The organism is Micromonospora sp. NPDC003816, from assembly GCF_042874705.1.
GTDB lineage: Bacteria > Actinomycetota > Actinomycetes > Mycobacteriales > Micromonosporaceae > Micromonospora.
In genome coordinates this window covers 64,392-84,443 of record NZ_JBIANP010000004.1, presented here as the reverse complement: position 1 = coordinate 84,443, position 20,052 = coordinate 64,392, and the positions used below count along the sequence as shown (strand labels likewise).

Here is a 20,052-nt window from a genome sequence, read left to right as displayed (position 1 = left end):
GCGGATCGGTCGGCGTGCAACATGCCACTTCGGGCGACGGGCTCGCGGCGTGTCTCAGCCGAGCAGGCCGGCGTCGCGGGCGGCCCGCAGCGACGGCTTGATCCGGTGGGTCGGCCCGACCTCGCCCGCGACCGCGTCGAGCGTCTTGAGCCCCTCACCGGTGTTGTAGACCACCGTCTCCGCGGTCGGGTCCAGCTTTCCGGACTCGACCAGCTTGCGCAGCACCGCGACGGTCACCCCGCCCGCCGTCTCGGCGAAGACCCCGGTGGTACGCGCCAGCAGCCGCACGGCGGCACGGATCTCGTCGTCGTCGGCGTAGTCCATCCAGCCGCCGGTCCGGCGTACCGCCTCCAGGGCGTACAGACCGGCCGCCGGGTCGCCGATGTTGAGCGACTTGGCGATCCCGGTCGGCTTGACCGGGGTGATGGTGTCACCGCCGCCGTGCAGGGCGGTGGCGATCGGGTTGCATCCGGCCGACTGGGCGCCGAAGACCTTCCACCCGCCGGCCGGCGCCTCGACCAGGCCGATCTCGACCAGTTCGCTGAACGCCTTGTCGACCTTGGTGAGCAGCTCACCGGAGGCCATCGGGATGACCACCTGGGCCGGGATCCGCCAGCCGAGCTGCTCGGCGACCTCGTAGCCGAGCGTCTTGGAGCCCTCCGCGTAGTACGGCCGGACGTTGACGTTGACGAAGGCGGTGTCCTCGAACTCGTCGGTCTCCACCAGCTCGCCGCAAAGCCGGTTCACGTCGTCGTACGAACCGTCGATGGCCACCAGCTCGCCGCCGTAGACGGCGGTGGTCACGACCTTGCCCTGCTCCAGGTCGCTGGGGATGAACACCACCGACGGGGTGCCGGCGCGGGCCGCGTGGGCGGCGACGGAGTTGGCCAGGTTGCCGGTGGAGGCGCAGGCGAACCGGGCGAAGCCGAGCGCCCGGGCGGCGGTCAGCGCGACCGAGACGACCCGGTCCTTGAACGAGTGGGTGGGGTTGGCGCTGTCGTCCTTGATCCAGAGCGGGCCGGTGATGCCCAGCTCGGCGGCGAGCTGGTCGGCGGCGACCAGCGGCGTGAAACCGGGGTCCAGGGTGACCCGGGTGGCCGGGTCCTGGCCGGCGGGGAGCAGCGCCGCGTAGCGCCAGATGTTCTGCGGGCCCGCCTCGATCTGCTCACGGGTCACGGTGGCGAGGGCCGCCGGGTCGTAGTCGACCTCCAGCGGGCCGAAACACTCGTAACAGGCGTGCTGCGCGGCCAACGGGTAGCGGGCGGAACAGGCGCGGCAGACCAGGGCGCGGGCGGGGCTGGCGGTGGTGTCGATCCCGGTAGGGGCGAGCGTCGACGTCATGTCCGAGTCCTCTCATCTTCCCCCACATCGCACCCTGCGGCGGGGACGGAATTGGCACCTGCCCCACGGGACGCTCAGCGATGAGCGCGCGGGGTGGTTGCCGGGGCGTCTTCGGGCCGTATCCCTCAGCCCCTCTGGATGAGGTATTCAGTTGTGCCGCCGAGTCTAGGCAATCCCGCCGCGCTCGTCAGCGTTCGATCTCAGCCTGTGAGCGATTCCTCACCGCCGCCACCACCCGCGCAAGCGCGTCGACCCTGGATCGGGCAGCCCCGGCAGCGCCGGGGTGACCTGGTCCAGGGTCGCGCACGAGCGTCGGTCGGTCACCGCACCGGCCGGGTCAGGCCGGTACGGACCTGCGTTCGGCCGCCTTCAGGTCCAGTGCGGCACCGTTGCGCTGGCGCAGCAGGTTGTCCAGCGCCCAGCTACCCGGGCCGAGCACCGCGATCAGCAGGAACGACCAGCAGAACAGCACCGACAGCTCGCCGTGGTTGCGCAGCGGCAGCAGCGCCTCGGGCTGGTGGACGACGAAGTAGGCGTAGGCCATCGAGCCCGACGCCACCAGTGCCGCCGGTCGGGTGAAGAGACCGAGGAGCACGAGGGCACCGCAGACGGCCTGGATCAGCGCGGCCCACCAGCCCGGCCAGGTGCCGAGCGGGACGGGTTCACCGCTCCCCCGGGCACCGCCGAAGACGCCGAACAGAGACGACAACCCGTGGCAGAGAAACAGCAGGCCGATGACCATGCGGAACAGGGACAGGGCCGGCCCGCCGAACCGGTCAGTACGCATTCCGGAACCTCCATTGTGGATGGACGAGGGCAACCAGAATGCGGGACTGATAAATATTTGTCGATGCAATCTCTTCCTTTGGGAACGCTCCCACATCGATGGTAGCGACTGGAACTCCCGAGGGAACCCCCCTCGGCGAAGATCATTTCGATCACCCTCCGTAACGACTCCCTGTACACCCTGGACATCTGACGGCAACAAGTCGCGGTCATCCGATCCGGGGCCGCGCGCCCACCCGGGTCCGGAAGCGGCCACCGTCGTCCCACCAGCCGGTACGCGGGGCGGTCCCCGACCGACCGGGAGGCCGTCCCGAAGCGCCCACCTCGCCACCCCGACTGCCCGCCGAACGATCGAGGACCGTGATGCGACGATGGGCCGATGCGAGAAATCCACGGGGGATCGATGCCGGATACGACCACGAGACGCGGCGACGGAGGCCGGGCCTACCGGCGTCCTCGGCTCGTCGCGCTGCTGACCGCCTTCGCGCTGCTCGCCGGCTGCGCACCGACCGACGCGTCCGGCAACGTCCCGGGTGACGGACCGACGGAGCAGGCCGACCCGGCCACGAGCCCGACCACGGCCGGCCCGGACGCGCCGGAGGTCTGCCCCGAATCGGGGGTACGGATCCGCTACCTCGGCGTCAGCGCGGCCATGGGGCTCCGGGCGATGGGCGTGGAGCTGGTCAACTGCGGCGACCGCCCGTACAAGCTGCGCGGCTATCCGGCGCTGCGTCTGTTCGACGGCGAGGGGGCACCGATCACCGTCCGGGTGGTCGAGGGGGCGGCCGGAATCGCCTCGGGCTTCGACGACCCACCCCGGCCGCTGGTGCTGGCACCGGGCGCCACGGCCGGAGCGGCCGTGATCTGGCGCAACCTGGTCGACGATCCGACCGTGGTCGCCACCGACGCCGCGCGGGTGGAGATCGCGGCGGCCAAGGGGCAGCCGGGGCAGGAACTCGACATGGAGGGGCCGATCGACCTCGGCAACACCGACCGGATCGGAGTCAGCGCCTGGAAGAAGCGGACGGGCCCGACGCCGACGCCCACCGAGTCGGCGGACGACGGCGTCGACGCCGCACTCAGCTGGTGATGTCCTTGCGGGTGAAGCGCCAGAAGGCGAGCCCCCAGAAGAGGGTGGCGTAGCAGATCGCCGAGACGGCGCCCCGGACGATGTCGTCGGTCTGCACCGGCGTGGAGAGCAACCCCAGCCAGGCGGTGCTGTAGTGGGTCGGCAGGAACGACCGGATCGCGCCGAGCGCGGTGATCTGGTCCAGGATGCTGGAGAGGATCCACAGCAGCACCGCACCACCCACCGCGCCCAGCGCGGCATCGGTGACCACCGAGAGCAGGAACGCCAGACCGGCGACGACCAGCAGGACGACCGCCAGGTAGCCGAGCACCGCGAGCAGGCGGAGCAAACCCTCGCCGGGTTCGAGCTGTGCGGCGACCGTGCTGCGCAGCGGCGACCAGCCGTACCGCAGGGTGCCGATCAGCAGGGCCGTACCGGCGAGCAGCACCAGCGCGAACGCCGAGTAGGCGAGCGCCACCAGCAGCTTCACCGTCAACAGCCGGGCCCGGGGCACCGGCACCGCCAACAGGTAACGCAGGCTGCCCCAGCTCGCCTCGCTGGCCACCGTGTCGCCGCAGAACAGCGCCACCACCACGACCAGCAGGAACGAGGCGGAGACGAAGATGGTGAACAGGGTGAAGTTCAGTCCGCCGGAGGTGGCGAACGAGACGAGGCTGCCGAACTCGCCCCGGCCGCTGTCGTCGTCACCCGAGTCGAACTGGAAGGCGATCAGGATGATCAACGGCAGCAGCACCATGAAACCGAGCGCCAACTGGGTACGCCGCCGCGCCGCCTGACGGCGGAACTCGGCGCCGAACGGCAACGTCCTCGACGGCCGGTAGCCGGCGGCGGCACCCGACGGAGCCACCCCGGACTCCTCCCGCGTCGGCTGCACGGTCGATCCCGCCATCACCGGTCCCCGCTTCCCCGAGAGTTCTCGCCCACCAGGGCGAGGAACGCGTCCTCCAGGCGGCGCCGGGGCACCACCCGGTCCACTCCGATACCGGCCCGTACCAACTCGGCGACCACCTCGCTGCGCGCGGTGCCGTTGGTGTCCACCACCAGGTGCCCATCGGCGTCGTCCAGCACCCGTACGCCACCGAGGTCGTTGAGCACGTCCCGGGCCGCGGTCGGGTCGCTCACCTCGAACAGCACGCTGGGCGAGTCACCGACGATGTCCTCCACCGGCCCGGAGGCCACGATCCGGCCCTTGTTGACCACCACGGCGTGGGTGCAGGTCTGCTCCACCTCGGCGAGCAGGTGACTGGAGACCAGCACCGCGCGCCCGTCGGTGGCGTACCGCTGAAGCACCCGGCGCATCTCGGCGATCTGTGGCGGGTCCAGCCCGTCGGTCGGCTCGTCGAGCACCAGCAGCTCGGGCAGGCCGAGCATGGCCTGGGCGATGGCCAACCGTTGCCGCATTCCGTGGCTGTACTTGCGGACCCGCCGGTGCACCGACGAGCCCAGACCGGCGATCTCCAGCGCCTGCTCGAAGTGCGCGTCGGCCTCCGGCCGTCCGGTCGCCCGCCAGTACGCCCTGAGGTTCTCCAGGCCGGAGAGGTGCGGCAGGAATCCGGGCCCCTCGACGAGCGCGCCGATCCGGGAGAGCACCGGCGAGCCCGGCACCAGCCGGTGCCCGAAGACGTAGATCTCCCCGGCGGTCGGCTGGGTCAGCCCCATCAGCACCCGCAGGGTGGTGGTCTTGCCGGCGCCGTTGGGCCCGAGCAGGCCGACCACCTGACCGGGGTGCACCTCGAAGTCCACCTCGGAGACGGCCACGAAGCCGTCGGCGTACTCCTTGCGCAAGTGGCGCACGGCCAACGGGGTGTCCGCGTACTCGGGATGGATCGAGGTGTCCTGGCGGCGGTGCCGCAGGCGCAGCACGGCCACGAGCACGACGAGCCCGATCACGATCGCGGCGATCAGCCCGACCAGTACCCAGCGCCAGAGCGCCGCCTCGGTGGGGATCGGGTCGCTGTCGACCGTCGGCAGGCTGACCGGTGTGTCACCGACCGCGACCGTGTACACGGCCGGCTCGATCGGGGTCGTGTAGGCCTGGTCCGAGGTGGCCACCACCAGCCGGAGCCGGTGCCCGGCCTCCACCCGGTGCACGATCGCCGGCAGGGTCACGGTGACCGGCGCGGCGGCGTCGACGGTGGCCGGCAGACCGCTGAGCCGGATCGGCGCGATGAGTCCGCTGGGCAGGGTGGCCGCCCCCTCCGGGTCGACCACGTAGAGCTTGGCGAAGAGGACCGCCTCGCCGCTGCTCGACGCGGCGCGCACCGACACGGTGGGCGCGCCGACGATGTCGACCGCCTCGGTCAACGGCTCGGACTCGAACCGGGCGTGCTGCCCGGGTATGTCACCGGCCACCCCACTGAGCAGTGAGCTCAACGAGCCGGCGAACGGCACCGAGGAGATCGCGGCGGGGTTGCCGCCGGGCGGGTTGGCCACCGGCTGGGGCGGCCCGGCCACGGTCACCTCGCGGCGGGCGTCGCCGCCGAGACCGGGGTAGTCGTCGGTGCGGTAGCCGGTGGCGACCAGCCCCCGGTCCATCGCGTCGAAGCCGGCGATCCGGGAGAAGGTGAAGGTGTCGCCGGGCGCGTCCCCGGTTCCCGCGACGTAGTGGTCGAGCCACTGCGCGGTCAGGAACTTCACCCGGTCGGAGTCGGTCTGCGGGCCGGAGCCGCCGTCGTGGCCGCCGGTGAACCAGGCGACCCGCACCGGGGTGCCGTTGGCGGCGATGCCCCGGGCGTTGGCGTCGGCCTCGCCGAGCGGGAAGAGGGTGTCCGCCGCGCCCTGGACCAGCAGGGTGGGTGCCTCGATCCGGTCCAGTACGCCGGCCGGGCTGGACCGGCGCAGCAGGTCGACGGCGGCCTGGTCGGCCTGACCGGTGGCGGCGATGCGCAGGTACGCGGCGCAGACGTCGGAGGCGAAGCGGCCGCAGGAGGGGTCGGGCAGGCCGCCGGCCATCGGGGCGCCCGGCGCGGTGCCCGGTCCCTGGCCCGGCGCGGGGCTGGGCGGCCCGGCGTCCGGCGCGCCCTCCGGCGACTCGGCGCCGGTGCCGGAGATCCCGGCCGGTCCGGAGCCGGCGGCACCGCCGCCACCGAAGAAGATGCCGGCCCAGCCGGACTTGAACACTCCGGCGGTCGGTTCCCCTCCGGTGCTCTCCGGCAGGAAGGAGCGGGACAGGTCGTTCCAGGTGATCATCGGGACGATCGCGTCCACCCGCTGGTCCTGGGCGGCGAGCAACAACGCCAGCGCGCCGCCGTAGGAGCCGCCGACCACGCCGACCCGGGGGTCGCCGGTCGCGTCGGTCCGGATCTCCGGGCGGTCGGCCAGCCAGTCCAGCAGTCGTTGCGCGTCGCGGACCTCGTGGTCGGGGCTGTCCAGGTGGATCTGGCCACCACTGCGGCCGAAGCCCCGGGCGGTCCAGGTCAACACCGCGTAGCCCCGGTCGGCGAGGTCCTCGGCGTCGGTGCGGACCGAGTTCTTGGTGCCGCCGAACCCGTGCGCGAGCAGCACCGCGGGCACCTTCTGGTCGGCGGCGGCCTCGCGCGGCAGGTACAGCGTGGTGTCCAGGTCGACGGGCTCGTCGCCGTTCGGCCCGGACCGCACGGTGAGCATCGCGGACTCGGTCCGGAAGCTCGGCCGCTCCGGCCACACCGCCCAGACGACGACCGCCGCGAGCAGAGCGACGGCCACTGACACGGCGACGGCCCAGCGGCTGGTGGGCAGGGCACGGCGGATCCGCGCGGCCGAGAACGGCGATCTCATGCGGCACACGGTACGGCGCGCAACCTGAGTGGTAGCTGAGATCCGCCGTACGTCCGTCCTACTCGGCCGATCGTCATCCGCAAGAGGTCGACCGCACATCCTCCGCAGGCGAACCTTTGGGATGAGTTCGCATCATGGAAATTAATGCCTTTCACTGGAAAATACGCGTAACCACGACGTACCTCCACGGAAAGAGCCACCCACCGTAGTCAATCAGTTAATCCTCCGTCACATCGCTCGAAGTGACGCAAACCTGACCCGGAGAGACCGATACAGACAGTCCCGGTTCGATTAGTTTTCCGGTCCGGCGCACGGGACCGGCTCCTTGACGCCATCCCCCGATCGTTGCGCCACCCGGAGGAGTAACCATGACCGTTCCCGCTTCGCGGGTCCGTCGCCGGCCCCCGACACCGGGCCGCTTGTTGCCGCTGCTACTCGCCACCGCGCTGCTGCTGCCGGTGGCGTTCCTCGTCGTACGGGCCCACCAGTACATCGACGCCGACCGGGAGGCCCTCAAGCAGGAGCGGTTGGGCGTGGAGTACCTGCGCGCCCTCGGACCGGTGACCGAGGCGCTGGTGGACGCGCAGAGCGCCGCCGTGGCCGACCGCCAACCACCCCGGGAGAACCTCCAGAAGGCCGTCGAGCGGGCCGCCGCCGTCGACGCCCGCATCGGTGCCGAGCTGAGCACCAGCGAACGGTGGGCCGGGATCCGGGCCAAGCTGGAGGCGCTGCCCGAGCGATCGCTCGACCCGGAGGCGGCCTTTGGCGCGTACCGGGAGGTCACGGACCTGCTGCTGGCCCTGCACGGCAAGGTGCGCGAGACCTCCGGCCTGATCCGGGACTCCGGCGCCGCCTCGTACTTCCTCCAGGACGGCGTCGGCGAGGAGATGCCGGAGGCGACGGTGGCCGGCGGGCGGCTCGTCGACATGGCCGTCCTGGCCGCGCAGCGGCCCGTCGCCGACCGGGTACGCACCCTGAGCGAGCTGGCGACCCTGCGGCTCGCCGCGCTGCAACCCGCCAACGACCTGGTGAACAACCTGCGCGCGGTGGTGGACAGCTCGGCCAGCGCCGACCTGGGCGCGAGCGTACTCACGCCGTTCGACGCCTACCAGCGGGCGACCGAGGCGATGGCGGTCCACTCCCAGCCGGACAACCGGACCGGCACGATCAACCTGGTCCGGCTGACCAGTGCGCGGGACGACGCCCAGCGGGCCGCCACGCAGCTCCAGCCGATCCTGCTCGACGAGATCGACCGGCTGCTGGTGGAACGGATCGACCAGCTCGACCGGGACGACCTGCTGACCATGGTCGCGGGCGGCGTGGCCGGTCTGCTGCTGATCGCCCTGGCGGTGACCGGATGGCTGTCCCGTTCGAGGGACACCACCGGTCGACCGCATGCCACCGACGCCGCAGCCGGGGACCCGGAGCAGCCCGTCGACGACCGGTGGGAGCCCGCTCGTCCGCCGGGCGACCGCGCGCTCCAGCCGGTCGGACACGGCCACGACCCGGATCGGTGGAGGCCCTTCGATGCTGCTCGATAGGCTCCGGATCCGGGGCAAACTCGCCCTGTTGGTGCTCATTCCCCTGCTCTGCATGCTCGGGCTGACGTTTCCGGTGGTATGGGAGCGCGCCGGGGTCGCCCAGCGGGCCGGCGACATCGAGAGCACCGTCAAGGTCGCCAGCCGGATCGGCACCCTGCTCCAGCACCTCCAGCGGGAGCGGATGCTCGCCATCGGTCTGCTGCTGCGGCAGGTCGAGCGCACCGATCTGGTGCAGGAGATCGCGGAGGTGGACGACCTGATCGTCGACCTGCGCACCGAGTTGGCCGACGACCTGTCCCCCGACGTGTCGACCGCGCTCGACGGGGTCCGGCAACTCGCCCCGGTACGCACCGCCACGCTGGCCGGACAGGCCAGCCCGGACCAGGTCATCGGCGCGTACGGGCCGGTCCACCTCAAGCTGATCGACTCGTTGCGGCTGCCGTACGACGTGGACACCCGCACCTCGGCCGGACGGCAGGTGCTGGCGCTGGACGGGATCCTGCGCAAGAGCGAGGGGCTCGGCAGTGGTGCCGCCCTGCTGGTGCTGGTCGCGGCCAAGCCCAGCCCACAGCTCGCCACCGTCTTCGTGGCCAACATGGCCACCCTCCAGTCGGAGACCAACCAGTTGCTCGGCCTGATCACGCCCGAGCAACTGGCGCTGATGGACGTCGAGCAGGCCGCCCTGGACGCCCGGACCGGGCCGGGCTTCCTGGACCAGAGCTCGCTGGACCCGGTGGGCGCGGTGTCGCAGACGCCCGTCGAGGTCCTCTATCCGACCATCTCCTCCCTGATCACGCTGGGTCAGTTCGTGGAGAAGAAGCTGGTCGCCGACGTGACCGCCGAGGTGCGGGCGGACCGGCAGAACGCGATCGCCGAGGCGTACTGGGTGGCCGCCCTGGTGCTGCTGATCCTGGTCGTGGTGGTGCTGCTCGCCCTCGCCATCGGCCGGACCGTCGCCCGGCCGCTCACCCGGCTCACCCGCTCCGCCGACCGGGTCGCCCGGGTCGCCGAGTCCGAACTGGTGCGGGTCGCCGACGACGAGACCGACGCCGCCCAGCCGATCCGGCTCGACCGGGTCGACGTCCGTGCCCGGGACGAGATCGGTGACCTGGCCCGCGCCTTCGAGCGGGTGCAGAGCACCGCCGCCCTGCTGGTGGAACGCCAGGTGGCCAGCCGGCGCAACGTGGCCCAGATGTTCGGGCACGTCGGCCGACGTACGCAGAACCTGGTCGGTCGGCAGATCGCGCTGATCGACCGGCTGGAGCAGCAGGAGGCCGACCAGGGACGGCTGGAGAGCCTGTACCGCCTCGACCACATCTCCAGCCGGCTGCGGCGTAACGCGGGGAACCTGGTGGTGCTCTCCGGCGCGACGGGCGACGTCACCCACGTCGCGCCGGTCCCGCTGGCCGACGCGGTCCGCCTCGCGCTCGGTGAGATCGAGGACTACACCCGGGTCGACGTCGCGGTCCCGGCCGAGGTGTCGGCGGCCCCGGCGATCATCGGTGACCTGGTGCTGGCGCTGGCCGAGCTGATGGAGAACGCCACCGTCTTCTCCCCGCCGCACACCCGTGTGGTGGTCGGCGGTGAGATCACCGACGACGGCGCCCGGCTGACCGTGGTCGACCACGGGATCGGCATGACCGAGGCGCGGCTGGCCGCCGAGAACGTCCGGCTCACCCGCCGGGAACGGCTCGACCTCGCCCCGACCGAGGTGCTCGGACTCTTCGTGGTGGGTCGACTGGCGCGCCGGCACGGCTGGGGCGTCGGCCTGTCCGCGACGCCGGGCGGTGGCGTCACCGCCACCCTGCTGATCCCCCGGTCGTCGCTGGTCTTCGGCACCGGCGGGGCGACACCCACCGCCCGGGCCAGCGTGCCCGTCGCGCTGCCGACCCGGCACCAGCCCGAGCCCGGCATCCCGATGTCGCCGCCGGTGCCGACGCTGGACGGCCCGGCCCCGGCCGAGCCGGTCCACGTCGGCGCGGGCGGTCCGACCCACCTGCCGGCCGAGGCCGCCGCATTGCCCGGCTTCGACCAGAAGCTGCTCAGCCGGGCCACCGAGAGCATGGAGGTGGGTGCGTCCTGGGACGCCTTCGCCACCGCTCCGGGCGCCGTCGAACCGGACGGCACCGTCACGCCGGACCGACCGGCCGACGGCGACACCGCCGTACCGACCGGGAGAGGGCCGGCACCGGCGGAGACCCCGCCGCCCGCTCCGACCGGTCCGGTGCCCGGCATCCGGCAGCGGGTGCCCGGCGCCAGCCTGTCCAGGAGCGCACCCCGGGTGGGTCCGGTGGACGCCACCCGCGCCGACCCGGTCGCCGCCCGCGCCCTCGTCGAGCAGTTCGAGTCGGGCGTACGGCGGGCCGAGCAGAGCCGGGCGGCGGCACTTCCGCAGCCGGTCGAGCCCGCGCCCTCCGGCGCACCCACCCAACTGAGTCGGCGGGTGCCGGGCGCGAACCTGATCGCCACCACGCCCCGCCAGACGATGGCGCAGAACCCCGGCGACCCGGCCGAGGTCCGCGATCTCCTCAACGCGTTCGAGACCGGCGTCGCCCGGGCTCTGCGCGATGTCCGTCCCGACCACAGCGACGAAGAAGGAACGCCACTTTGACCAGCCCGCACGTACACGAGAACCTCGACCACCAGAGCCACCCGGCCGGGGACCTCAGCCCCGAGGCCCGCACGTTCAACTGGCTCCTGGACACCTTCACCTCGAGCACGGCAGGGGTGCTGGAGGCGATCGCCGTCTCGTCGGACGGGTTGCTGATGGCCATGTCCGCGATCAAGGACCGGTCCAACGCGGAGCGGCTCGCCGCAGTGGTCTCCGGCATGACCAGCCTGGCCGGCGGCGCCGCCAGCTGGTACGCGTTGGGCGGGCTGAACCGGGTCGTGGTGGACATGGCCGAGGGCTACCTGCTCATCAGCGCGATCAGCAGCGGCTCGGTGCTCGGTGTGGTCGCCGACCGGTCGGCCAACCTCGGCACCGTCGCGTACGAGATGACCCTCTTCGCCGGTCGGGCCGGAAGCGCGCTCACCCCGCGCCTGATCGCCGAACTCAAGAACTCCGTTCAGCAATGAACCCCGACGCCGCCGGTGCGGAACAGGAGCCGGTGTTCCGGATCCGGCCCTACCTGCGTGAGCCCTCCTCGGTCGGCGACGCCGCCCCGGTGGACGCACCGGCGGCGGTCGGATCGGCGGCGGCGTCGGTCGTCGGATCGGAACCCGAGGCGGCCGGTCCGACCGGACTCCGCCCGTTCGTGCTCACGGCCGGGCGGGTGGCCGGCGCCGACCCGTCGATCGGCCTGGAGACCCAGGTGACCGCCCGGCCCGGCCCCGAGCCGTGGACCAGTGTGACCGCGCGGCTGACCCCGGAACTCCAGGCGATCGTGGCACTCTGCGGCGACCCGATCTCGGTCGCCGAGATCTCCGCCAAGACCCGGTTGCACTTCGGTGTGACCCGGGTCCTGGTGGGCGACCTGCGGGCCGCCGGCCACCTGGACGTACACGTCAACGACGCCGACGACGCCCTCGACCCCGACGTCATCCTGCGAGTGATTGATGGACTTCGTGCAATCTCCTGACTGGCCGGTCGCCCCGCAGGGCGCGCTCGCCGCCAACAGCGCCACGGCCCGCTACGGCGGCTCCGCGCCGGTCCCCCCGTCGGTGGGACGGGCCACCCCGCCGCCGCCCCCCGCACCGGTTGCTTCGCCACCGCCGTACCGGCCGCCCGCGGCGACCGGCGGAAGGGGTGCGCACCGCCGGACCCCGCCGATCCCGGTCAAGATCCTGGTGGCCGGGGGCTTCGGGGTGGGTAAGACGACCACCGTGGGTGCCATCTCGGAGATCGTGCCGCTGACCACCGAGGCGGAGATGACGATCGCCGGTATCGGGGTCGACGACCCCGGCCAGCGCTCGGACAAGACCACGACCACCGTGGCGATGGACTTCGGCTGCGTCACCATCGACCGCAGCCTGAAGCTCTACCTGTTCGGCACGCCCGGCCAGGCCCGCTTCGGCTTCATGTGGGACGACCTGGCCCGGGGCGCGCTCGGCGCGCTGGTGGTGGTGGACAGCGCCCGGCTGGACGACTGCTACCCGGCGATCGACTTCTTCGAGCGGGCCGGCCTACCGTTCGTGGTCGGGGTGAACGCCTTCGACGGGCAGCTGGCGCACGACCTCAACGCGATCCGGTGGGCCCTGGCCATCGGTGAGCACGTACCTCTGGTGCAGTTCGACGCCCGGGACCGGCTCTCCGTGCGGGACGCCCTGCTGGTCGTCCTCGATCGGGCGTTGGACCGGGCGATCCGGGACAAGCGGGCCTGAGCCGACCGGCTCACGGCCGCTCGTGGGAAGGGGTGAGGCGGATGAGGGGCGGACTGGACGAGACACTGGCCCGGATGCGTCGGCGCGAGGAGGCGCTGCGCCGCCGGTCCACGGATCCGTCGACCGACGACCAGCCCGATCCGGGGCCGGACGCGCCGTCCGGTGCGGCGGCGAGCCGGACGGACAGCCGGAACGCGGGACCCGGCTGGACGGGTGCGCCGGAACGCGTACCCGGGACGTCTCCGCGGCAGGTCGCGGAGGAGGTGGCCGAGGCGTTGCGCGCCGTGGTCGCGGCCCGTCCGGGCACCAGCGTCACCGCCCGGGTCGACCACGACGGCACCGCGTACGACCTGCGGGTGGCCTGGATCGGCCAGGAGGTCGTGGTCAGCGGGCAGCCCGCCACGCCGCCGCCGGCCTGGCCGGTACCGATCAGCGACGCGACCGGCTGGTCCGACGCTCCGGAAGCACCGCAGCCGGACCCGGCGGCCCGGCTGGCCGAGCTGATCCGTCGTGACCCGTCGCTGCTCACCGGTGAGGATCAGCCGGGCTGATCGCACGAGGGATGACCGGGCCGGTTAGGGTCGCTCGGGTGGGCGAACCCGAGTTGACCCTGATCGCCAGTCTGCGTCCGGCCGCGCTGGACGCCCGGCGTGGCATCGTCCGGCTGCACCCCGAGGCGCTCACCGCGCTCGCGCTGCGGCCAGGCGATCCGGTCCGGTTGACCGGCAGGCGGGTGACCGCCGGCATCGCCGCCGAGGCCGAACCGGGCTCCGGTGCCGGCCTGCTGCACGCCGACGACCTGACGCTGGGCAACCTCGGCGTCCGCGACGGCGGGGAGGTCACGGTGCGCCCGGCACCCGTCACCGCCGCCCGCCGGGTGCTGCTCTCCGGCCCGGCCCAGATCGTCGCGGTGGTCTCCCCGGAGATGCTGCGACTGGCGTTGCTCGGCAAGGTGGTCACCGCCGGGGACGACGTCTCCCTGCTGCCCCAGGACGTCCTCCCGGACGCGTCGACGCGCACGCTGGTGGAGGCGGCCCGACGCAGCCTCTCCACCCGGGTCGGCTACGCCTGGACCAGCACGCTCCTCCGCGTCGTCGACGCCGACCCGGCCCCGGGGGCGCTGGTCACCATGGACACCCTGGTCGGGTGGGAGCACGGCCCGGAGACCCGGGGAGAGACCGACGCCCGCAGGTCGGCGACCGCCGTCTCCGCCGGGCTCGGGCGACCGACCGGTGGGCGTACGACGGTGGGCGCTGACCGGCACACCGACGCGGACGCGGAGACCGGTGCCGAGGTCTGGGCCGACAGCGAGGTGCACCAGGAGCACCTTCCGTCGGTGGACGAGCTGCCCGGCCTGCGGTCCCAGGCGGAGGAGCTGACCGAACTGCTGGACCTGGGCTTCCACCACGGTGAGGTGCTCGGCCGACTCGGCACCACCGTCGCGCTCGGCGTACTCGTCGCCGGTCCGGCCGGCTCCGGGAAGTCCGCGCTGGTCCGGGCGGTGGCCGCGCAGGTCGGTGCCAGGGTGCACCAGCTCTGGGCGCCCGAGGTCGCGGCGCTGACCAACTCCTCGGCCGCGGCCCGGCTCCGGGCGGTGACCGCCGAGGTGGTCGCCGGAGGCCCGGCCGTGCTGTTGGTCTCGGACGTGGAGGCGCTGGCCCCGGCGGACAGTCCCGGCCCGGTCGCGACCGTGTTCCGGCAGTGCCTGGCCGAGGTCGTCCGGGCCGGCTCGGCGGTGGTCTGCACCACGGGCCGACCGGAGGCCGTGGACCCGGCGCTCCGCGCCCCGGACCTGCTCTCGCTGCGGATCGACGTCCCGCTGCCGGACGCCGCCCTGCGCCGGGAACAGCTCACCGTGCTGACCCGCCCGGTGCCGCTCGCCGAGGACGTACGGCTCGACGAGGTCGCCGGGCGTACCCCCGGGTTCGTCGCCGCCGACCTGGCCGCGCTGGTGCGGGAGGCCGGCGTGCGCGCGGCCCTGCGGCAGAAGTCGGTGGAGAACCCGACCGTCGCGATGGCCGACTTCACCGCCGCGTTGGAGGTGGTACGGCCGACCACCATGGCCGCCTCCACGCTCGAACTGGCCCGGGTGACCCTCGACGACGTCGGTGACCTGGTCGAGGTCAAGCAGACGCTGACCGAGTCGGTGCTGTGGCCGCTGACCTACCCGGACACGTTCGCCCGCCTCGGCGTGCAGCCACCGCGCGGCGTCCTGCTCTACGGTCCGCCCGGCTGCGGCAAGACGTACCTGGTGACCGCGCTGGCCGGGTCCGGCCGGGCGAACGTGCTCTCGGTCAAGGGCGCCGAACTGCTGTCGAAGTGGGTCGGCGAGAGCGAACGCGCGGTCCGTGAACTGTTCCGGCGGGCCCGGGAAGCCGCGCCGACGCTGGTGTTCCTGGACGAGGTGGACGCCCTGGCCCCGGTACGCGGCCAGGCCAGCGACGGCGGCACCACCGACCGGGTGGTGGCCGCGCTGCTGACCGAGATGGACGGCGTCGAGTCACTGCGCAACGTGGTGGTGATCGGCGCGACGAACCGGCCCGACCTGATCGACCCGGCGCTGCTGCGGCCCGGACGGCTGGAACGGCTGGTCTACGTACCGCCGCCGGACGCCGAGGCGCGGACGGCGATCCTGCGGGCCGCGGCCCGCAACGTACCGCTCGCCGAGGACGTCGACCTGCCCTCGCTCGGCGCGGAGCTGGACGGCTTCTCCGCCGCCGACTGCGCGGCGCTGGTCCGGGAGGCGGCGCTGGCCGCGATGCGCGAGTCGCTGACCGCCGCCACGGTCACCGCCGACCACGTCGCCACCGCCCGATCCCGGGTACGCCCGTCCCTGGACCCCGACCAGGTCGCCTGGCTGGCCGCCTACGCCGACAAACGCAGCTGACCCCACCACGGGGGTGGGGTCAGGGGGCGGGGTTGAGGGCGATCTCGGCGTACACCCGGTCGCCGTCCTCGCGCAGTTTGGCGCCGCACCTCTCCAGCACGTACAGGGCACCGTGGTTGTCCGCCGTGGTGTCCGCGACCACGGTCCGCACTCCGACGTCCGGCGCGAGGTTCATCAGCTCGCACAGCGCCGCCCGCCCGATGCCCTGGCCCCGGGCGGACTGGCCCAGCCACATGCCCACCTCGACGGTGTCCGGGGCGTCCCGCCGGGTCATCCGGATCATGCCGACCACCTCACCGCCGGCCAGGATGGCGTACATGGCGGTGCGTGTGGGCCCGTCGAGCCCGCCGAAGCTGGCGCGGTGGAACTCCCGGAACGCCTCCCGCCGCGCGTGCGACCAGCCCGCCGGTGCCTCCACCGGCGGCATCACCTCGGCCGGTTCCGCCTCGGCCGCCGCTACGGAGAGCAACGGTTCGAGGTTCTTCTCGTCTACCGGCTCCAACCGGACCGCACCCGTCACGTGCCGCAGTCTCCCGCGCCCGACGCCGCAAGTCCACCCGGTCCGCGTCGACCGACCCCTCCGGCGGACGGGTTCGACCGGTCGGACCGGATTTCGTCCGACCTCACGCTCCGCTGTCGTCCGACCGAGTGAATTCGCAGTAGACGGCAGACGCGTCGTCGGCCGGCTTGTGCCGGCGCAGCCGGTCGGGGTGCTCCCGCTCGGCCGACCGGACCAGGTCGACGAGCGCGCCCGGACCGCCGGTGGACACCACGTCCAGCAGGCCGGCCCAGTCGAAGAGGCCGAACTCCTCGACGGCGGCGGAGGCCCCGTCGGTGAGCAGCACCGCGCGCCGCAGCGCCTCCGGGCCCCGCAAGGGCAGTGTGCCGACCACCGCCTGGTAGGCGGCGTCCGGATCGGCGGCGGCGGCCCAGTAACCGTGCGTACGGTTCATCCGCTCGCGCTGCGCGGTGACGGCGTGCCGGAAGCGGGTCGCCCGGTCCGTCGAGTCGGGCAGTGCGGTGGCGACGGCGCGCAACCGGGCCACCGAGGCGGCCAACCGGTCGTCGGTGACCACCCCGACCCGACCACCGATGTCGAGCACCAGGGGGCTGTCGCAGAGCACCAGGTAGTCGACCTGGTCACCACCGTCGCGCAGCAGGCACACCGTGCTCGACGGCGTTCCGGGGTGGTCGAGATCACACTGCCCGCCGTGGTCGGAGCGGACCGCCAGGATCGCCGCCGCCAGGTTGCTCACCAGCGTCGCCGCCGGGCGCGCCGCCTCGGCCAGCCCCAGTCGGGCGGCCAGGTGCCGGACGTACCACTGCGGCCCGTGTACGCAGCCGGTGTCGAAGCCCTCCGGCACGGTCGCCCCGTCCAGGACCCCGACCAGCGGGCCGAACCGGAACACCAGGTCCTCGTTGACCGCCCGGCCCGGTGGCGGGGCGGACGCGGAGCGTACCCGCATGGTCGGCGCGGCACCGACCGCCGGGCCCCGCCGACGTTCCTCGGAGACGGCCTCGGGCAGCCCCGCGTCCGTCCTCGGATACGTCACCTGTGCGGTACGCCCCGGTCGCGTCGGGCCTGATCCGGTCATCGTCGCCACCTCCGTGCCCCGGCTACCCGCCGCACGGTCCGACATTCTCCCCGGTCAGCGGCGCCTGTTGCGTGCGCGGGAAGCGCGCAGCCGGACCAGCCGGCCCACCAGCACCGGGTCTGCCGCCAGCGCGGCCGGGTTGTCCAGCAACGCGTTCAGCAACTGGTAGTAGCGGGTCGCGGAGAGCCCGAAACGGTCCCGGATGGCCTGTTCCTTCGCACCGGCGTGTCGCCACCACTGGCGTTCGAAGGCGAGGATCTCGCGGTCCCGGTCGGCGAGCCCCCCGGCGGGCGGAACGGCTGCCTCGGGGGCACTCTCCGCTGCGGCGTCCTCGGCGGTGTCCTCGGGTCCTTCGGGGCCGACGACACCCGCGTCCGGCGCCCGGGTCGACTCCACCTCGGGGGCGGACCGTGGCGGCGGCACCGTGACGGCGTCCGGACCGGTCTCCGCTGTCTCAGCGGCGTCGGCGGGCTGCATGGGGCTCCTCTGCGAGGGGCGGCCGGCACGAGCAGCGCCGACCGGGTCCACCAGCCTAACCAGGGGCATCTTCCGACGCATCGCGACGCGTACGCATCACCGCCACCACCGACCCGAGGGCGGTGGTGGCGGTGGCGTCCGCAGTCGGTCGAGTCAGTTGATGTCGCGGCGGCGCATCGCCCACATCGCCGCGCCGAGGAAGAGCACGACGCCGACCGTGAACAGCAGCGACGAGTGCTGCCAGGTGATCGCCAGCGTCGCCGGCTCACAGTTGCCCGTGTACGAGGCGTCGCAGGAGCGCCAGTCCTGGAGCTCGATCTCCTTGGTCATCCAGGCGTACGCGTAGGTGGGCAGCAGCCACGCGTCGAGGTACCGCACCTGGATCATGCTCAGCAGGACGGCGATCGCCATCTGACCGACCACCAGCACCCCGATCGCTCCGCCGAGCGCCATCGCGGTGTGCCGACCCAGCGACGCCAGGGCGAAGCCCACCGTCGCCGCCACCAGTGCCAGCACGATGCCGCGAAGCCCGGTGAGCAGGAACGACTGCCAGGCGCCGGAGGTCATCTGCTCGGTGCTGCCGCGCAGGTTGGCGACCAGCCACATGCTGCCGAACCAGGCCACCGTGGCGGGCAGCGCCAGGGCGAGCAGCCCGGTGAGCAGCGCGCCGAGCTTGGTCAGCAGCACGGTCAGCCGTTTCGGTCGCCAGAGCAGCAGGTTCATCATCCCGCCGGTGCTCCACTCGGCGCCCACGAAGGAGGCGCCGACCACGAACCCGATCAGGGCCAGGATCGCGGCGAGCGGGATCAGCATGTCGCCGAAGCTCTCGCGGAAGTCGAACGTCGAGGGCAGGAACCACTCCGCCTCGATGTCCTCACGTGCCGGCGGGCTGATCTCCGCGCAGTTGGTGGTGTAGAACTCCTCGCCCGTCGTCTTCGCCCGCTCGCAGGCGACGCGCTCCTGCTCGGCCCAGCGGACCTGCTCCTGGTACTGCCGGTCGGCGGACCGTTCCGCCGCGGCCCACTGGTCCGGGCCGATCTTCTGGTTGCTGACGAACATGCCGACCACGACGACGGCCAGCACCAGCAGGCCCCCCACCGCCATCCAGCGGGCGAAGCGTCGTTTGGCGAGCCGGCGCAGCTCGGTACGGAAGAGACTCACGCGCCCCAACCTCCTGCGGTGGGCGCGGACGGTGCCGCCCCATCGATTCGTACGGACTGGTCGACCTGCCGGTGCTGACCGGGGACCGGTGCGGTGGCGGTCAGTTCGAGGAAGACGCTCTCCAGGTCGACCGCGATCGGTGCGAGTTCGCTGACGTAGAGCCCCTGCTCGGCGAGGAGCCGGGTGACGGTGGCCGGCTTGTCCACCCCGGCGAGCATCAGGTGGTCGGCGTTCGTGGTGACCCGTACGCCCGCCTGGGTCAGCGCGGCGGCGGCGACCGGCAGGTCGGTCACGGCCTCCAGCCGGACCCGCACCCCGCCCGACGAGTGCTGCGCCAGCACCTCGTCGACCGGGCCGAAGGCGACCCGACGACCCAACGAGATGATGGTGACCGAGTCGCAGATGAGCTGGATCTCGCCGAGGATGTGGCTGGACAGCACCACCGTCATGCCGGATTCGGAGAGATTGCGCATCAGGGAGCGCATCTCCCGGATGCCGCCCGGGTCGAGGCCGTTGGCCGGCTCGTCCAGGATCAGCAGCCGTGGGTTCTTGAGCAGCGCCGAGGCGACCGCGAGCCGCTGCTTCATGCCGAGCGAGTACGTCTTGACCCGCTCCCCGGCCCGGTCGCGCAAGCCGACCAGTTCCAGCACCTCGTCGACCCGCTGCGCGGGCACGTCACCGGCGCCGGCCAGCAGCGACAGGGTGTCCTTGGCGCTGAAGTGCGGGAAGAACTGCGGGCTCTCCACGATCGCGCCGACCTGACCGGCGACCTGCGGCAGCGCTGCGGGCACCTCGTGCCCGAGGATCGCCATCCGGCCGCCGTCGGGCCGGATCAGGCCGAGCAGCGTACGCAGTGTGGTGGTCTTGCCCGACCCGTTGGGGCCGAGGAAGCCGTGCACCTGTCCCGCCTCGACGCGCATGTCGAAGCCGTCCAAGGCGTTGCGGGTGCCACGGCGTCGGCTCCGGTACGTCTTTCGTAGACCTTCGATTTCCAGGACAGCTGGCAAGCTGCACCTCCCCCGTTGGTGTGTGGGCGACGACGACACCATACGCGGTATGCAGCGGAAGGCAATACCCGGTATGCAGTGCCACGCC

At 72.8% G+C, this 20,052-nt stretch carries 17 protein-coding genes and 1 riboswitch; of the genes, 8 read left to right on the top strand and 9 right to left on the bottom strand.

Annotated features, from left to right (window positions below):
- Positions 1-54: 54 nt before the first annotated feature.
- Positions 55-1,341, bottom strand: a complete 1,287-nt coding sequence (gene thrC / locus ACFYTT_RS16020) for a threonine synthase (RefSeq protein WP_131053057.1) — start codon at positions 1,339-1,341, stop codon at positions 55-57.
- 9 nt (positions 1,342-1,350) lie between these two features.
- Positions 1,351-1,486, bottom strand: a riboswitch (SAM riboswitch).
- Positions 1,487-1,678: 192 nt separating this feature from the next.
- The gene (locus ACFYTT_RS16015) at positions 1,679-2,128 is read right to left on the bottom strand and encodes a DoxX family protein (protein WP_131053058.1); all 450 of its coding nucleotides are present in this window, start codon (positions 2,126-2,128) and stop codon (positions 1,679-1,681) included.
- Positions 2,129-2,530: 402 nt separating this feature from the next.
- Between ACFYTT_RS16015 and ACFYTT_RS16010 the strand changes: the two genes are divergently transcribed.
- Positions 2,531-3,217: a DUF4232 domain-containing protein gene (locus ACFYTT_RS16010; RefSeq protein WP_176095369.1), complete on the top strand. Its 687-nt coding sequence runs from the start codon at positions 2,531-2,533 to the stop codon at positions 3,215-3,217.
- Here the strand turns inward: ACFYTT_RS16010 and ACFYTT_RS16005 are convergent.
- Positions 3,207-4,106: an ABC transporter permease gene (locus ACFYTT_RS16005; RefSeq protein ID WP_131053060.1), complete on the bottom strand. Its 900-nt coding sequence runs from the start codon at positions 4,104-4,106 to the stop codon at positions 3,207-3,209. The two genes, ACFYTT_RS16010 and ACFYTT_RS16005, sit on opposite strands and share 11 nt — an antisense overlap.
- The gene (locus ACFYTT_RS16000) at positions 4,106-6,973 is read right to left on the bottom strand and encodes an alpha/beta fold hydrolase (RefSeq protein ID WP_387259912.1); all 2,868 of its coding nucleotides are present in this window, start codon (positions 6,971-6,973) and stop codon (positions 4,106-4,108) included. The genes ACFYTT_RS16005 and ACFYTT_RS16000 overlap by 1 nt, the downstream gene beginning before the upstream one ends.
- 368 nt (positions 6,974-7,341) lie before the next feature.
- Between ACFYTT_RS16000 and ACFYTT_RS15995 the strand changes: the two genes are divergently transcribed.
- The 7 genes from ACFYTT_RS15995 to ACFYTT_RS15965 are packed head-to-tail and all read left to right on the top strand — an operon-like array spanning position 7,342 to position 15,724.
- Positions 7,342-8,514, top strand: coding sequence for a hypothetical protein (locus ACFYTT_RS15995; RefSeq protein WP_176095371.1), 1,173 nt, complete (start codon positions 7,342-7,344; stop codon positions 8,512-8,514).
- Positions 8,501-11,125: a nitrate- and nitrite sensing domain-containing protein gene (locus ACFYTT_RS15990; RefSeq protein WP_387259909.1), complete on the top strand. Its 2,625-nt coding sequence runs from the start codon at positions 8,501-8,503 to the stop codon at positions 11,123-11,125. Before ACFYTT_RS15995 ends, ACFYTT_RS15990 begins: the two co-directional genes overlap by 14 nt.
- On the top strand, positions 11,122-11,592 hold the full coding sequence (locus tag ACFYTT_RS15985; RefSeq protein WP_131055729.1) for a roadblock/LC7 domain-containing protein: 471 nt from the start codon (positions 11,122-11,124) through the stop codon (positions 11,590-11,592). Before ACFYTT_RS15990 ends, ACFYTT_RS15985 begins: the two co-directional genes overlap by 4 nt.
- Positions 11,589-12,095: a DUF742 domain-containing protein gene (locus ACFYTT_RS15980; RefSeq protein ID WP_131055731.1), complete on the top strand. Its 507-nt coding sequence runs from the start codon at positions 11,589-11,591 to the stop codon at positions 12,093-12,095. Before ACFYTT_RS15985 ends, ACFYTT_RS15980 begins: the two co-directional genes overlap by 4 nt.
- Positions 12,073-12,837 carry an ATP/GTP-binding protein gene (locus ACFYTT_RS15975; RefSeq protein ID WP_254876993.1) on the top strand — a complete coding sequence of 255 codons (765 nt, stop codon included), beginning with the start codon at positions 12,073-12,075 and terminating at the stop codon, positions 12,835-12,837. Before ACFYTT_RS15980 ends, ACFYTT_RS15975 begins: the two co-directional genes overlap by 23 nt.
- A 41-nt stretch (positions 12,838-12,878) precedes the next feature.
- Positions 12,879-13,388 carry a hypothetical protein gene (locus ACFYTT_RS15970; protein ID WP_176095373.1) on the top strand — a complete coding sequence of 170 codons (510 nt, stop codon included), beginning with the start codon at positions 12,879-12,881 and terminating at the stop codon, positions 13,386-13,388.
- 38 nt (positions 13,389-13,426) lie between these two features.
- Positions 13,427-15,724, top strand: coding sequence for an AAA family ATPase (locus ACFYTT_RS15965; protein ID WP_387259904.1), 2,298 nt, complete (start codon positions 13,427-13,429; stop codon positions 15,722-15,724).
- 19 nt (positions 15,725-15,743) lie between these two features.
- On the opposite strand, the gene ACFYTT_RS15960 is transcribed toward ACFYTT_RS15965, so the two are convergent.
- From ACFYTT_RS15960 to ACFYTT_RS15940, 5 genes are all read right to left on the bottom strand, one after another.
- Positions 15,744-16,244, bottom strand: coding sequence for a GNAT family N-acetyltransferase (locus tag ACFYTT_RS15960; protein WP_131054339.1), 501 nt, complete (start codon positions 16,242-16,244; stop codon positions 15,744-15,746).
- 103 nt (positions 16,245-16,347) lie between these two features.
- A complete protein-coding gene (locus tag ACFYTT_RS15955; protein ID WP_387259900.1) occupies positions 16,348-17,319 on the bottom strand; it encodes a hypothetical protein in 972 nt (323 codons plus the stop codon).
- A 54-nt stretch (positions 17,320-17,373) separates the two neighbouring features.
- Positions 17,374-17,796, bottom strand: coding sequence for a DUF3263 domain-containing protein (locus ACFYTT_RS15950; RefSeq protein WP_387259897.1), 423 nt, complete (start codon positions 17,794-17,796; stop codon positions 17,374-17,376).
- Positions 17,797-17,949: 153 nt separating this feature from the next.
- On the bottom strand, positions 17,950-18,957 hold the full coding sequence (locus ACFYTT_RS15945) for an ABC transporter permease subunit (protein ID WP_131054337.1): 1,008 nt from the start codon (positions 18,955-18,957) through the stop codon (positions 17,950-17,952).
- Positions 18,954-19,964, bottom strand: a complete 1,011-nt coding sequence (locus ACFYTT_RS15940) for an ABC transporter ATP-binding protein (protein WP_303393508.1) — start codon at positions 19,962-19,964, stop codon at positions 18,954-18,956. The genes ACFYTT_RS15945 and ACFYTT_RS15940 overlap by 4 nt, the downstream gene beginning before the upstream one ends.
- Positions 19,965-20,052: the final 88 nt, after the last annotated feature.

Excerpts from the sequence above, each read along its gene's own strand:
- thrC (WP_131053057.1), bottom strand. The coding sequence starts at position 1,341 with ATGACGTCGACGCTCGCCCCTACCGGGATCGACACCACCGCCAGCCCC.
- ACFYTT_RS16015 (WP_131053058.1), bottom strand. The coding sequence starts at position 2,128 with ATGCGTACTGACCGGTTCGGCGGGCCGGCCCTGTCCCTGTTCCGCATG.
- ACFYTT_RS16010 (WP_176095369.1), top strand. The coding sequence starts at position 2,531 with ATGCCGGATACGACCACGAGACGCGGCGACGGAGGCCGGGCCTACCGG.
- ACFYTT_RS16005 (WP_131053060.1), bottom strand. The coding sequence starts at position 4,106 with ATGGCGGGATCGACCGTGCAGCCGACGCGGGAGGAGTCCGGGGTGGCT.
- ACFYTT_RS16000 (WP_387259912.1), bottom strand. The coding sequence starts at position 6,973 with ATGAGATCGCCGTTCTCGGCCGCGCGGATCCGCCGTGCCCTGCCCACC.
- ACFYTT_RS15995 (WP_176095371.1), top strand. The coding sequence starts at position 7,342 with ATGACCGTTCCCGCTTCGCGGGTCCGTCGCCGGCCCCCGACACCGGGC.
- ACFYTT_RS15990 (WP_387259909.1), top strand. The coding sequence starts at position 8,501 with ATGCTGCTCGATAGGCTCCGGATCCGGGGCAAACTCGCCCTGTTGGTG.
- ACFYTT_RS15980 (WP_131055731.1), top strand. The coding sequence starts at position 11,589 with ATGAACCCCGACGCCGCCGGTGCGGAACAGGAGCCGGTGTTCCGGATC.
- ACFYTT_RS15975 (WP_254876993.1), top strand. The coding sequence starts at position 12,073 with ATGGACTTCGTGCAATCTCCTGACTGGCCGGTCGCCCCGCAGGGCGCG.
- ACFYTT_RS15970 (WP_176095373.1), top strand. The coding sequence starts at position 12,879 with ATGAGGGGCGGACTGGACGAGACACTGGCCCGGATGCGTCGGCGCGAG.
- ACFYTT_RS15955 (WP_387259900.1), bottom strand. The coding sequence starts at position 17,319 with ATGACCGGATCAGGCCCGACGCGACCGGGGCGTACCGCACAGGTGACG.
- ACFYTT_RS15950 (WP_387259897.1), bottom strand. The coding sequence starts at position 17,796 with ATGCAGCCCGCCGACGCCGCTGAGACAGCGGAGACCGGTCCGGACGCC.